We start from the raw sequence: 13926 nt of genomic DNA, 5'->3' as shown, positions 1-13926 counted from the left end.
GGCGGCTCCCAGCCAACAACCGCAATGAGCGGACGCATCAGCGAACGCCGGGGAGAACACGCCATGTCTTTCAAAGATCTGCTCGTTCTGGTCGATGACAGCGCCGCGTCGGCGGTGCGTCTTGACCTCGCCGCCCGTCTCGCGGCCCAGAACGACGCCCATCTGACCGGCCTGTACGCCGTCAACGATGTGCTGCTTCCCGGTTACATCGAAGCTGAACTTCCCGATGCTCTGCGCGCCACCCGCCGTCGCAACCGCGACGAGCAGACCGCTCGTCAGGCTGAACACTTCGCCACCGTGATGCGCCAGCATGGCCTGACCGACCGGTCGGAGTGGCTGGCGGTGGACGGCGATCCGACCATCGCGGCGGCGGTGCGCGGGCGGTACGCCGACCTCATCATCGTCGGCCAGCCCGACCCGGACCGCGACCGCGACACCCCGGTGGCCCAACCGGCGGATCTGCTGTTCGAGGCCGGTCGTCCGCTGCTGGTGGTTCCCTACGCCGGGCGGTTCGCCAGCGTCGGCGAACGGGTGCTGGTGGGGTGGAACGGCAGTCGGGAGGCCGCGCGCGCCATCGGCGACGCCCTGCCGGTGTTGAGCCGCGCCAAGCGCGTGGTGGTGATGGCCGCCAACCCGAAGACCGGACCGCATGGCCTGGGCGACGAACCGTGCGCCGACATCGCCCGCCACCTGTCACGCCACGGCTGCAAGGTCGAGGCGAGTCACGTCGTCACCGATGTGGTGGAACCCGGTGACAGCCTGCTGAACATGGCCGCCGACGAAGGGTGCGATCTGCTGGTGATGGGGGCTTATGGCCGGTCGCGCCTGCGCGAACTGGTGCTGGGCGGCATGACCCGCTTCATCCTCCAGCACATGACCGTGCCCGTGCTGATGAGTCACTGACACGCGCAAAGCCACCGCCGGGGCACCCCTGCGCAAGGGGCGGCCCTGGTTGTGTGGCCTCTCGCCGGTCAGGGAGACGGGGAAGGGCCGTACAGCGCCCGGTGCCCCGCAATGTCCCGTGGCGACAGGGCGAAGGTCGCCTTGGCCCGTGAGGTCCCGCAGGGGTAATGCATGATGGACTGAGGGTCGTATTCGGTCACGGCAATCGCGCGCACCTTGGCGGGCAGGCGTTCACCGGTCCAGCCGCAGGTCGTTTGTTGTTTGGGATCGGCCGCCGCGTGTTCGTGCGTGTACCCCAGGATATGCCCCAACTCATGGCGCAGCACACCGACGGCGTCATAGTCCGGGTGATCGGTCCGGTAGCGTGACGAGATGCGGAGCACGCGGGAGGTCTTGGCGGAAAATGGATAGAAGGCGTGGGCAACGTAGCGCGGCGGCAACGGGCTGTCGCGCGTCCGCGTCACATATTGGACGGTGAAGACCGCCTTGTCCTTCCGATCCACCCGCTCAAAGCGCAGGCGGCAATCAGGGCAGGCGTCCATCCAATCCTGCGCCGCCGCCGCCAGATTGGCGGAGATGCCGTCCGCCCTGGCACACCCGGTGTCTGGATTGGCTTCGGTGTGACAGAAGGAGCGGAGGTTGATCCAGTAGGTCAGTGTCCGTTCGTCGCCCGACCGCCAATAGCTTGCCCGGCTCCGAAGCTGGTCAAGCGGTGCTGCGGGCGTATCGGCTCCCGTCGCGGAGGGCGGTCCAACGACCTCCGCCGAACGGAGCGCCAGTGCTGGAAAGGCCGTCACCCAGACCGCCACGGTCACGCAAACCACAAACACCCCCAACGGCACCGCCTTGATCGTGCGCCGCCACAGCAGATGGAGCCGCGCGGCAAGCAGAGCGAAATCAATCTGTGGCGGCATTCTTGGACACCTTCTCATGCGGTTGGACCGGAGATGTGAGGTTGGGCCGAAAGCACGAAAGCGATCGCAGGCTCCACGCGAGCGGAAAGAACGGTTTCCGCCCGCGCGTTGCCCATGCGGTCAGCGGCGGTGTTGGTGCAGTTCACCGACATAGGTGAAGTTGGTGCCGTCCTCGCGGCCCAGCACATACAGCTCTTCCGGCGCGATCCGGTCCTGCTGGGCGCTCTTGAAGAAGCGCCGACGTCCGGTTTTGTCAGCGGCGACGTGGAAGCAGTACGCAACCAGTTCGGAACAGAACAGTTCAGGCTTGTTCCCTCCCCGCAGCTTCCGGATGAAGCTGTTGGTCGCATCGCCCATCGCCGTGATGAGGTCGAGAGGTTCGAACACGATTTTCGACGAGAATTTCTGCGCGGCCCGGAAGCCAATACCCAGATACAATTCCTTGTCGTTGTATTTCACCTTCACTTCGGTTCCTGCGTGGTGCGGTTCGGTGGTCGTGACCAGTTCCAGCGCCGCATCCACCGCCTTTTGGGCGACGTCACCGTGCTTGCAGCGCAGAACGTAAAAGTTGTATTCGTTGTAGTCGCTGTCGTTGAAGCTGCTGGATGCGTTCAGTTTGGTGACGCCCACCCCTTTGCGCACCGCTTCGACCACCTTGCCATCCCCGATGTATATCATGGCGTGGGTCAGCGTGCTGGAACCGAGGTAGCTGTGCTCCGAATCGTTCAGACCGCCTTGGGCCGCAGCGATCAACACGGAATCCCAGTTCTTCAGCTTCACCTTGAGTTGCTTGAGCAGAATGTCACCCTTCTGCAGGCCAGCGATGCCGGCAACCTGCGGATCATTCGTCTTGAGAAGGTCCGTGTTGATGGGCGTGACCTTGAGCACGGGGGTGAGAATCCCCTTCCCAGTAAAGGGATTCACCTTGTTGGGGATGACGGCAATGGTCCGCTTGGCCAGAGCCTTGATGAAACCCGCCCCTTCGGTGTCGTCATCGTCGACGGTATCGATCGTTTCATCGTCTGAGGCCGGGGCGTCGGAGGTCGAAGCCTCCAGCAGGGCTTTCCATTCGTCGCTGATGTCTTGATTCAAGCAGATGGCGGCGTGCTCGGATCCCGACTTGAAAACAACAATGTCATCGTCTTTTGAAACAACCTCATAAATGCTTTCGCTCCCCTCCTCCAGAATGCACAGATCACCAACAACCAAGGATACGACGGAAACTTTCTCGCCATTTTTCTTGGTAACGGCGAAGTCGGTCGAGGCGGCCTGCATGATGTTCTCCTGAATTGAGTGGAATGAAACAATAGGTTCACAACAGCAAACCCTTGAAGGCTCTGAAGCGATTTAAGGATAAGGCGTGTTGTGGGGGTAATTATAATTGGATTTGAGCAATCAGCGAGGCTTTTTCGCGCATTGAGTTTATTTGTATCATCGATTACAGCCCATGCACAAATGTCTCTTTGTGCGACAGTTCTTCTCAATTTTCGTCGTGTTCACGGGGTGGGGATTTCAAAAAAACACGCAAGGCGTGTTTTGATTGCGCCCAGCGATCCGTTTGCCGCGCGCCGTCGGGCCGACACGGCGCGTGACACCAGAAGGGCGGAGAAGAACAGGCAGGAAGACGGCGGCTTCGACGAGGAGGCGGGAGGGGTGGCGCCCGCCCCCGGCTCCGGTCGCCGACACGGTGCGAATCAAAAGTCGGAACAACGGCCCTTGAACTCCCAATCACCATAACGGGTGGGTTCCGGCCCCTGCGGGCCGCCGATTTCGCCGGGTTTCTGTTCCGGCCCTGTGGCAGCTCCCGTCTTGGGTGTGGCGGCTTGGGCGTCGGCTGTGGTGTTGGGTGGGGCGGAAGCCGCGTCGGGCTTGGGCTGTTCGGTCATAGCAACCATCCTTGGGATTCAGGCAATCCGATGGCTGTAGCACCCGTGGATCGGGCTGGAAAGATTAGGCACGCCCCGCGTCCACACGCCGCGCCAAATCGGCGATCCATGGTCCGCGTCGTCATGGTTAAGGGATTGCGCAGCGGTGGTCTCGCGACTACCCTTGCGCGCGTGTTGATGGTTCCGTTGCCCAAGGGAAGCCCGCATGTCCGACGCCGCGAAATACCGCCTTGTCACCCGTTCCGACTTTGACGGGCTGGTGTGCGCCGTGCTCCTGAAGGAGCTTGGCATCCTGGACGAGATCAAGTTCGTCCACCCCAAGGACATGCAGGACGGCAAGATCGCCATCACCGACCGCGACATCACCACCAACCTGCCTTATGTGGACGGTGCCCATCTGGTGTTCGATCACCATTTGTCGGAAACCATCCGCGTCGGGGAAAAGCCCAATTACGTCATCGACCCGTCGGCCCCGTCGGCGGCCCGCGTCGTCTACAATTACTATGGCGGCAAGGACCGGTTTCCGACCATTTCGGACGAGATGATGGCCGCCGTCGATCAGGCCGACTCGGCCCGCTACGACCGCGACGACATTTTGACCCCCACCGGTTGGACGCTGCTGAACTTCATCATGGACGCGCGCACCGGGCTGGGCCGCTTCCGCGAATTCCGGGTGTCGAACTATCAGTTGATGATGGACCTCATCGACTATTGCCGCACCCACAGCATCGACCAGATTCTGGAGCTGCCCGACGTGCAGGAACGGGTGGACCTCTACACCCAGCACGCGGAACAATTCGTCGACCAGCTCAAGCGCTGCTCCACCGTGCACGGCAACGTCGTGGTGCTGGATCTGCGCAATGAGGAAACAATCTACGCCGGTAACCGCTTCATGATCTACGCGCTCCACCCCGACACCAACGTGTCGATCCATGTGCTGTGGGGGTTGAAGCAGCAGAACACGGTCCTGGCCTGCGGCAAGTCGATCATCAACCGCAGTTCCAAGACCAACATCGGCCCGTTGATGCTGGAGTATGGTGGCGGCGGCCATCAGGCGGCGGGCACCTGCCAGGTTGCCAACGACGAGGCGGCGGCGGTGCTCGACGCCATCATCGCCCGCATGCGCGCCGACGGCTGACCAGTCCCTTCGCGCGTCCCATGGTCACGACCCACCGCCTGTTCGCCGACGCGTGGCTGGCACCGCTGTCACCCGATCTGCCAGCAGACGCCGCCGCGTCGGTGATCGCCGCCGCGCTTGCCCAGATGCACGACGCGCAGGAGCGGTTTCGCCACCGCTTGCAGGACGTGGAGTTGAGCGGCGATCCCACCCACATTCGCCCTTTGCTCCAGGCGGAAACCGCGCTGCTGCCGGAGGCGGCCTCCAGCGCCGACAACGCCGTGCACGGCGTGATGGAGCGGGTGGCCTTCAAACGGCGGGCGCTGCTGCCGCTGTTTCCGCCCCTGCTGGAGCGGCTGCGCCTGGCCCACGCCGACGCGGTGGTGGAGTGCGCGCGGGCGCGCTGGCGTTTGATGGCGCGGCGGGCCGCAACCGATCCCGGCGCGCCATCCAGCCCGATCCAGGGCCTGGGAACCCGCTACGTCAAAAGCGACCGTTTCGACGCCCGCGCGATGGAGCAATTGCCGCCCGACGACCGCGTGCGCGCCGACCGCGCCCTGAAACGGTTGGGCGATTACCCGATCCCGGTTGAGCTGGACATCCGTCCGTTGAGCGGCGGTGGTCTGGACAGCGTTGGTTTGTGGACGATCAAGGCGGGCGGCACCAACCGCTTCATCCTGCGCCGCGACCAGGATCGGCGTGGCCCGCATTTTGTCGTCGAGGATGTCGGCCCGTGGCGGGAAGAGGCGGGGCACTGAGCGCCCCACCCCCTCAGCCACGCTCACGACAGCCAGACCGCCGCCAGCGCCAGCGCGGCGGGCAGCGCCTGGATGAACAGGATCTTGCGGCTGGCCGTCCACGCGCCATAGACACCGGCGACGATCACGCAGATCAAAAAGAAGCTTTTGATGCGCAAAGCGGCGGCGGGATCGGGGTCGATCAGCCCCCAGAACAGGCCAGCGGCGAGGAAACCGTTGTACAGCCCCTGGTTGGCGGCCAGCACGGCGGTGATCCGCGCCTTTTCCGCCGAATTCCCAAAGGCCCGCAGCCCCATCGGCTTGGTCCACAGGACCATTTCCAAAATCAAAATCCAGACATGCAGCAGCCCGACCGCCGCGACCAGAACCGTCGCCAAAACCCCCATCCCGCTCCTCCCGACGCCGCACACGGGCGGCGCGTGTCCTTTGTGTTGCGAATGATGGATGAGACCCGCAATCCAGGGCCGTGTCACGCCGGAATTGCGGCCATCCTCCACCACAACAAAGATGACGAATGGGTGACGCAAGGGCCGTAAGGGTTATGCGCTCAGTTCAGGCGGCGCTGCGCTGCGTCGCGTGGCATGGCAGCGGCGTCATCCGCGCGATTCAAGCGGGCCAGACGCCGCAGATCGGTTGCGATTCGCGGCACGACGCTGGCCAGGGCCTGCCCCGGTGCCGGGTGGATCGCCCGAACCATCGCCCCGACGGGAAACGGCAACGCCCCATCTCCCGCCCGCACCCCATAACACCAGACCGGCACCCCCAACGCGGCGGCGAGTTCCGCCAACGAACGCGGCGGGGCGATCACCAGATCCAGGCAGCTCAACAGCGCGGCGGTTTCCTCGACATCACCCCGCCAACCGTCTGACAGGGGGGCGGCCCAGGACGCCGCCCTCGGGCCATCCCCCACCCTTTCGTCCGAAAGGTCGAGGAAGACAAGTCCGGGCACGCGCAACACCGGCTCCCAATCGATCGCGGACAGCGCCCGCGTTCTCTCCCCCGTCCCCCGCTGAATCACCCCCACCCGCAGACCGCCGCCCAAACGGTCCAAGCGATCCCGCCAATCCATCATCCGCCCGGCATCGGCGTAAAGCCAGGACGCGCGTACCGGCAAACGGCCCAACCGCCCGCGCAAGCGGTCTGGCAACGCGGCGGCGCTGCTCTGAACGGTTGGCATATCCAGGTTTTCGTCGGCGTCGGGATCGCCAACGATCCGGATGACCGCGCGGGGCATGGCCCGGGCCAGCAAGCCCGCCACCTCGGACGTGCAGCGGATGTCGACGCGCTCCGCCAGGGTGAGAGCGTCCGGCCAGCAGGCGGCGGCGGAAAACACGTCACACGCCTCCGATGGGGTGGTGATGATCAAGCGCTTGCCCGCCAGCGTCTCGCCCCCCCATTCAGGGATCGCCGCCAACGCGCCAGGTCCTGACATTCGGGCAGGCACAGGATGGGTGTGATCGGGACGGTGCAGACAATCGTCCCATCCAGGAGCCAGCGCCGCGCGATCCAACGCCAGAATCCCCCGGCTGAACTCCGCTGGCGGGGCGACCCCCATGGCCATCAGGCCGCGTTTCGGGGCGACAACCCCCAACCGGGCTTCAATCACGGCCAAGGTCTGGCGGGGGCTGATCAGCGACGGGACCAGCGCCAACGCTTTCCGGCTGTGCTCCGCCGCCGCCAAAAGCCGCCCCGCATCGCACAGCGCGCGGGCGCAGGCGGCGCGCAACGGCGCGTGTTCCGGCATCAGTCGGCTGGCCCGGCGCAACAGGCGGACACCGTCCCCCGCCCGCCCGCCAGCGGTCGCCTCGACGCCCAGATTGCCAAGCGCGTCCGCAAAGGCCGGGTTGAGCGCCAGCGCCCGTTTCCAGCAGGCCGTCGCCGCTTGGCCCAGCCCCTTGCGCGCGACGCCCAGATTGTTCCAGGCTTCCGACTGGTTGGGATCGAGCGCGATGGCGCGACGGTGCCAGGCAACGGCCGCGTCAAACCGCCCGACGGACGCCTCGGCCAGGCCCTGATTGACCAGGGCCGGGCCGTGCTGTGGGGCGAGAGTCAGCGTTGTGGTCAACGACCGAAGCGCCGCCGCATCCTGCCCCACCCCCAACCGGAGCAGCCCGAGATTGTTGCGCGCGTCCGCATGGGTTGGGTCACGGCGCAGCGCCTGTGTGTAGGCCTCTTGCGCCCCGGTGGTCAGCCCCATCGCGTGCCAGACACTTCCCAGACCCGCCCAAACAGCCACCCAATCCAGCCGAAGCCTCAGCGCCTCCTGATAGGCGGACGCGGCTTCCAGGGGACGGTTCAAACGGCGAAAGGCGTCGGCCAGCGCGCGCCATCCGTCGGCGTCGCACCCCCGCAAACGGGTGGCGGCACGATAGCAACCAAGGGCGGCCTCAGGGCGGCCCAAGCGTTCCCACACCCGCCCCAAACCGGTGCGCGCCTCCGGCAACCGGGGCGCGGCGCGGACGGCGGCGTGAAAGCAGCGCAGCGCGGTCCGGCGGTCGCCCAACCTCCCGGCGGCGGCCCCCAGCAGGCACAGCGCGTCAGCGTCGTCGGGGCAGAGGGTCAGAGTGCGGCGGGCGCTGGCGGCGGCGGCACGCGGGTTGCCACTGTCCCATTGCGCCAGCCCCAGCGCCAGATGATAGGGCGCAACCGTGGCGTTGCCGCGCGCGGCGGTGGTGAACAGGGCGGCGGCGGTCTGCGGACGACCATCCTGATGGGCGATGCGCCCCAACAAATGCGCAGCGTCGCCGTGGCCGGGGTCGAGGCGCAGAATTTCGCGGTAAAACCGCGCCGCCCGCTCCGTCTGCCCGGCCTTGTGGTGTTGCACCGCCTTGCGCAGCAGGCTGTCGGTGTGTCGTGTCGGGTGTCCGCTCATGATCAGCCGCCAAAATGGTCTGACCCTGATACGCCGGGCAACCGCCGGTCCTGCGGCGCGCGCTCACGCCGGAGCGCGGTGGGAAGTCGCGAACACGCCACCACAAGTGCGTAAGGATAGGAAGAGGCCAGACATGGAAAAAGCGGGCGCTTCCGCCCGCTCTTTCCATAATTTCTGTATATTTTTCAATTCAATAGAATGTTGCTGACCGGACAAACGGGCGTTTTTCGGCCCGCAGCCCCTAGCACCATCCTTACACGTCCAAATTCGAGACCTTCAGCGCGTTGTCCTGGATGAACTCGCGCCGGGGTTCGACGATGTCGCCCATCAGGGTGGAGAAGACCTCCTCCGCCTGATCGGCGTGGTGGACGCGAACCTGCAACAGCGACCGCTTGGTCGGATCCAGCGTGGTTTCCCACAATTGATCGGGGTTCATCTCGCCCAGACCTTTGTAGCGCTGGATGGTCACGCCGCGACGGCCCAGTTCCATGACGGTGTCGTACAGCGCCACCGGGCCGGTCAGGGCGCGGGTTTCCTTCTGCTTTTCAAAGGCGCGGCCCGGCGTGCCGAACACGCGGTGCAGGTCGGCGGCCTGGGCGTCCAGGCGGCGGGCCTCGCCGCTCTTCAGCAGGTCGGTGTCGAAGCGGTGGCGATGGGTGACGCCGCGCCGGGTGCGGACGACGGCGTAACCGCCGTTCGGCAGGGTTTCACCACGCCAACCGCCGTCTTCCAGCAGCGCGTTCAACCGCTCCGCCACCGCCTGGGCGGCGGTCAGGGCGGCCTCGGCGTTGTGGGCGAGGCTGGAGGACAGGGCACCGGCCACGGCGGCCTGTTCCACCACCGTGGCGTTGCCGACCTTGCGGGCCAGCGTGTCGATGGCCGGGCGGGCGGCGCGCGCCTGTTCGACCAGACCGGAGAGTTGATCGCCGATCAGCAGCGTGCCGTCGGACAATTGCACCGACAGATCGCCCAGCGCGGCTTCGACCAGATACTCTTCCAGCGCCCGGTCGTCCTTCAGATAGCGTTCCTTGGCGTTGCCACGCTTGATCCGGTAGAGCGGCGGTTGGGCGATGTAGAGGTAGCCGCGCTCGATCAACTCCGGCATCTGCCGGAAGAAGAAGGTCAGCAGCAGGGTGCGGATGTGGCTGCCGTCCACGTCCGCGTCGGTCATGATGATGATCTTGTGATAGCGCGCCTTGTCGGCGTTGAACTCGTCGCGCCCGATGCCGGTCCCCAGCGCGGCGATCAGCGTGCCGATTTCCGCCGAGGACAGCATCTTGTCGAAACGCGCGCGCTCCACGTTCAGGATTTTGCCGCGCAGGGGCAAAATCGCCTGGAACTGGCGCGACCGCCCCTGCTTGGCCGAGCCGCCCGCCGAGTCGCCCTCGACGATGAACAGTTCGGAACCGGCGGGGTCACGCTCCTGGCAGTCGGCCAGCTTGCCGGGCAGCGACGCCATGTCCAGCGCGCCCTTGCGCCGGGTCAGCTCGCGCGCCTTGCGGGCGGCCTCACGCGCAGCGGCGGCTTCCACCACCTTCATCACCACGCGCTTGGCGTCGGCCGGATGCTCTTCGAAGAACTGGGCCAGCGCCTCGCCGACGATGGTCTCGACCACCGGACGAACCTCCGACGAGACCAGCTTGTCCTTGGTCTGGCTGGAGAATTTCGGATCCGGCACCTTCACCGACAGCACGCAGGTCAGGCCCTCGCGGGCGTCATCGCCCGACAGATTGACCTTTTCCTTTTTCGCGATGCCGGATTCGTTGGCGTAATTGTTGATCGCGCGGGTCAGGGCGGCGCGGAACCCAGCGAGATGGGTCCCGCCGTCCTTCTGCGGGATGTTGTTGGTGAAGCACAGCGTTGTTTCGTGATAGCTGTCGTTCCACTGCAACGCGCATTCGACCGTGACGATGCCGCCATGCTCGGTGGGCCGTTCGGCCTTCAGCGTCACGGCGGGCTTGTGCAGCGCCACCTTGGAGCGGTCGAGGTAAGACACGAACGCTTCCAGACCGCCTTCGTAATGCAGATCCTGGACCTTCGGTTCCACCCCGCGCGCGTCGGTCAAGACCAGACGGACGCCGGAATTCAGGAAGGCCAGCTCGCGCAACCGGTGTTCCAGCGTCGCGTAATCGAATTCGGTGTTGCTGAAGGTCTCTTTCGAGGCCAGGAACGTCACCTCGGTGCCGCTCAGCGGCTTGGTCCCGCCCTTGCCATCGGAAACCTGCGGTGCCGGACCGGAATCGGCCAGCGGCGCGTCAGCCACGCCATGACGGAACCGCATCGTGTGGGCGCGCCCGTTGCGCCAGATGCGCAGATCGAGCGTTTCCGACAGCGCGTTGACCACCGACACGCCCACACCGTGCAGACCGCCGGACACCTTGTAGCTGTTCTGGTTGAACTTGCCGCCCGCGTGCAGCTGGGTCATCACGACTTCCGCCGCCGACACGCCTTCCTCGGCGTGGATGTCGGTGGGGATGCCGCGCCCGTTGTCGCGCACCGTCACCGATCCGTCGGCGTTGAGCTGCACCTCGACCTTGTCGCAGTACCCCGCCAGCGCCTCGTCGATGGCGTTGTCGACCACCTCATACACCATGTGATGGAGACCCGACCCGTCGTCGGTGTCGCCAATGTACATGCCCGGACGTTTGCGCACGGCGTCCAGCCCGCGCAGAACGGTGATCGACTCGGCCCCATAGTCCTGCTGCGGGAGGTCGTTTTTCAGTGCTTCCTGTGCCATGCGCCGACTATACCAGATCCGTGAAGAGTTTCGGCGGTTTCGCTGCCGCCACCTGCGTTTTTTCGCGCGTTTTTTCGCCCGCCCGCCCGGCGCGAAGAGACCGGAGCGTGTTCGCCGCTATCCGGGCCGGATGCGGGCGTCGTCCACGAAGACGCGGGCCGCTTCCTGCGCCAGCGGGGCGAAGACCGCCGCGTCGGTTCCGGTCATCCAGGCCTGCGCGCCCAGCGCCAGAATCTCCCCGAACAGGGCGTCGCGCCGGTCCGGGTCGAGATGGGCCGCGACCTCGTCCAGCAGCAGCAGTGGGGCGGCCCCGCGTTCGGCGGCCAACAGCCGGGCGTTGGCCAGCACGATGGCGATCAGCAGCGCCTTTTGCTCCCCGGTCGAACAGAGCGCGGCGGGCATGTCCTTGGCGGCGTGGCGCACGGCCAGATCGCTTTTGTGCGGACCGACCGCCGCACCGCCGCTGTCGGCGTCGCGCCGGCGGCTGTCGCGCAGGCTGCGGCGCAGGGCGTCTTCGGCCTCCAGCGCCGGGCCTTGGTCCAGCCACTCCTCCACCGTGCCCGCCACCGTCAGATCGGCACCGGGAAAGGGACCGACGGCGCGGTCGCAGGCGGCGCGCAGCCGCTGCGTCACCTCGCGCCGGGCGGCGGCGACGGCCACACCGGTGGTGGCCATCTGGTCTTCCAACCCGCCGAGCCACCCGTCGTCAAACCGCCCGTCGCGCAGCAGCCGGGCGCGTTCGCGCAGCGTGTGTTCGTAGCGCGACAACCGCCCGGCGTGGCCCGCATCGAAGCCGAAGACCAGCCGGTCGAGAAAACGGCGGCGTCCGCTGGAGCTTTCCACGAACAGCCGGTCCATGGCGGGGGTGAGCCACAGGGCGGACACATGGTCGGCCAGCGCGGTTTGGCTTTTCGCCGGTCGCCCGTCGATGTGGACGACGCGGCGGTCGCGGTCGCTGGGGCGTGGGTTGGGCGGCGGCGGCTCGCGCCCGGTGCCGATCTCCACCGGGCCGCCCGGCGTGTCGAGGGTGGCGGCGACGGCCCAGCCGGATCCGGCGGGCGCGCCGATGCGCTCCACCTCCGCCAGCCGCGCGCCGCGCAGGCCACGGCCGGGGGTGAGAAAGCTGATGGCTTCGAGCAGGTTGGTCTTGCCCGCCCCGTTCGGCCCGATCAGAGCCACCGGGCGGCGGTCGCAGTCCAGCCGTGCGCTGTCATAGCCGCGAAAGCGGGTCAGCGTCAGCCGCCGCACCGCCAGCGCGGGCGTGACGCCACGGGGAACGCCCGCATCCTCGACCGGCATGGCGTCAGCCGTCATGGCAGGCACCGGCAAGGCGCGGCCCGGGAGGGCAGCGGCCATCGGTCCGCAAGGCGACGGATCGCATGGGGAGGGATCGCATGGGGACAGAGCGCCGAACGGCGGCGGCGAGCACGGTCACGGCAGAACGGGCGGCGCAGCAACCGCCGTCACACCCGCATCGGCATCAGCACATAGAGCGCGGTGCTGTCGGCCACGTCGCGGATGATGGTCGGCGACGCCGCGTCGGCCAGGGTGAAGCGCGCGCCCTCCCCCTCGATCTGCTGGGTGATGTCGAGCAGATAGCGGGAGTTGAAGCCGATCTCCAGCGGCCCTTCCTGGTAACTGACCTCCAACTCCTCTGTCGCGCTGCCCGCCTCCGGGCTGGTCGCCGACAGGGTCATGACGCCGCGCGTCAAGGCCAGCTTCACCGCCCGGCTCTTTTCGGTCGAAATGGTGGCGACACGATCCACGGCGGCGGCGAACAGCTTGGCGTCCACCTCCATCACCTTGTCGTTGCCCACCGGGATGACGCGTTCGTAATCCGGGAAAGTGCCGTCGATCAACTTGGAGGTGACGACGACCGAGTCGAAGGCGAAGCGGATCTTGTTTTCCGACAGCGAGATGGCGATGCCGGCGGCGGCCTCGTCGATCAGCTTGCGAATCTCGGTCACGGTCTTGCGCGGCACAATGACGCCGGGAATGCCGGTCGCCCCTTCCGGCAACGGCACTTCGACGCGCGCCAGACGGTGGCCGTCGGTGGCGACCGCGCGCAGCACCGGCAATTCACCACCGGCGCTGCGGCTGACGGCGGCGTGCAGGTAAATGCCGTTCAGGTAATAACGGGTTTCCTCGGTCGAAATCGCGAAGCGCGAGCGGTCGATCAAGCCACGCAGATCGGCGGCGGACACATCGAAATTGTAACGCAGATCGCCACCCGACAATTGCGGAAAATCATCCACCGGCAGACAGGACAGGCGGAACTGCGAACGCCCCGACCGCAGGGTCAACTGAGAGCCGCCGCCCTCCACCTCCAACTCCACCTGCGATCCATCGGGCAGCTTGCGCACGATGTCGTACAGGGTGTGGGCCGGGGCTGTGGTTCCGCCGGGAGTGCTGACGGTCGCGGGCACCGACTCGATGATCTCCAGGTCCATGTCGGTCGCCGCCAGCGACAGCTCGTCGTGCTGGGCGCGCAGCAGGACGTTCGACAGGATGGGAATGGTGTTCCGCCGCTCGACCACACTTTGCACGTGACCCAAGGACCGGAGAAGGGCGGCGCGTTCAATGGTGATTTTCATTGCTGGGATCGTCTCGGCGTCGGGTCGGTGGGGTTGAGCGGGTGGCGACAGGGCCGCAGGGCAGGTGTTGGCCACAAACGGGCGGGTAGCTTACCACAAAGCACCCTGCAGCGAACGAAATTTGTTCATCACCAGGAGTGTGGCC

Annotated in this window: 11 protein-coding genes; 3 read left to right on the top strand and 8 right to left on the bottom strand. The window is 66.4% G+C overall.

What is annotated here, in order from left to right:
* Window positions 1–63 precede the first annotated feature (63 nt).
* Window positions 64–903 (top strand): universal stress protein, encoded by an 840-nt coding sequence (locus EJ903_RS12615; protein WP_126615704.1) that lies wholly within the window; start codon window positions 64–66, stop codon window positions 901–903.
* A 68-nt stretch (window positions 904–971) separates the two neighbouring features.
* Here the strand turns inward: EJ903_RS12615 and EJ903_RS12610 are convergent, their stop codons facing one another.
* The 3 genes from EJ903_RS12610 to EJ903_RS12600 form a co-directional block, all read right to left on the bottom strand.
* Window positions 972–1817 carry a matrixin family metalloprotease gene (locus EJ903_RS12610; protein ID WP_158627930.1) on the bottom strand — a complete coding sequence of 282 codons (846 nt, stop codon included), beginning with the start codon at window positions 1815–1817 and terminating at the stop codon, window positions 972–974.
* Between the two features lie 120 nt (window positions 1818–1937).
* Window positions 1938–3092 carry a hypothetical protein gene (locus tag EJ903_RS12605; RefSeq protein WP_126615700.1) on the bottom strand — a complete coding sequence of 385 codons (1155 nt, stop codon included), beginning with the start codon at window positions 3090–3092 and terminating at the stop codon, window positions 1938–1940.
* 419 nt (window positions 3093–3511) lie between these two features.
* On the bottom strand, window positions 3512–3703 hold the full coding sequence (locus tag EJ903_RS12600) for a DUF1674 domain-containing protein (protein ID WP_126615698.1): 192 nt from the start codon (window positions 3701–3703) through the stop codon (window positions 3512–3514).
* A gap of 205 nt (window positions 3704–3908) precedes the next feature.
* Between EJ903_RS12600 and EJ903_RS12595 the strand changes: the two genes are divergently transcribed.
* Both EJ903_RS12595 and EJ903_RS12590 read left to right on the top strand, forming a co-directional pair.
* On the top strand, window positions 3909–4841 hold the full coding sequence (locus EJ903_RS12595) for a DHH family phosphoesterase (protein WP_126615696.1): 933 nt from the start codon (window positions 3909–3911) through the stop codon (window positions 4839–4841).
* 20 nt (window positions 4842–4861) lie between these two features.
* Window positions 4862–5578: a hypothetical protein gene (locus EJ903_RS12590; protein ID WP_126615694.1), complete on the top strand. Its 717-nt coding sequence runs from the start codon at window positions 4862–4864 to the stop codon at window positions 5576–5578.
* 23 nt (window positions 5579–5601) lie between these two features.
* Here the strand turns inward: EJ903_RS12590 and EJ903_RS12585 are convergent, their stop codons facing one another.
* The 5 genes from EJ903_RS12585 to dnaN all read right to left on the bottom strand — a co-directional run bounded on the left by EJ903_RS12585 (window position 5602) and on the right by dnaN (window position 13781).
* Entirely contained in the window at window positions 5602–5964 is a 363-nt protein-coding gene (locus EJ903_RS12585) for a DUF1304 domain-containing protein (RefSeq protein ID WP_126615692.1), read from the bottom strand.
* A gap of 161 nt (window positions 5965–6125) precedes the next feature.
* Complete coding sequence (locus EJ903_RS12580) at window positions 6126–8450, bottom strand: tetratricopeptide repeat protein (protein ID WP_126615690.1); 2325 nt, start codon at window positions 8448–8450, stop codon at window positions 6126–6128.
* A gap of 253 nt (window positions 8451–8703) precedes the next feature.
* Window positions 8704–11187 (bottom strand): DNA topoisomerase (ATP-hydrolyzing) subunit B, encoded by a 2484-nt coding sequence (gene gyrB, locus EJ903_RS12575; protein ID WP_126615688.1) that lies wholly within the window; start codon window positions 11185–11187, stop codon window positions 8704–8706.
* A 117-nt stretch (window positions 11188–11304) separates the two neighbouring features.
* Window positions 11305–12501, bottom strand: coding sequence for a DNA replication/repair protein RecF (gene recF, locus EJ903_RS12570; RefSeq protein ID WP_246015511.1), 1197 nt, complete (start codon window positions 12499–12501; stop codon window positions 11305–11307).
* Window positions 12502–12650: 149 nt separating this feature from the next.
* A complete protein-coding gene (dnaN, locus tag EJ903_RS12565) occupies window positions 12651–13781 on the bottom strand; it encodes a DNA polymerase III subunit beta (RefSeq protein WP_126615686.1) in 1131 nt (376 codons plus the stop codon).
* Between the last annotated feature and the right edge of the window lie 145 nt (window positions 13782–13926).

Source organism: Azospirillum griseum (genome assembly GCF_003966125.1).
Taxonomy (GTDB): Bacteria; Pseudomonadota; Alphaproteobacteria; order Azospirillales; family Azospirillaceae; genus Azospirillum; species Azospirillum griseum.
This window is presented reverse-complemented; position numbering and strand designations above follow the sequence as displayed.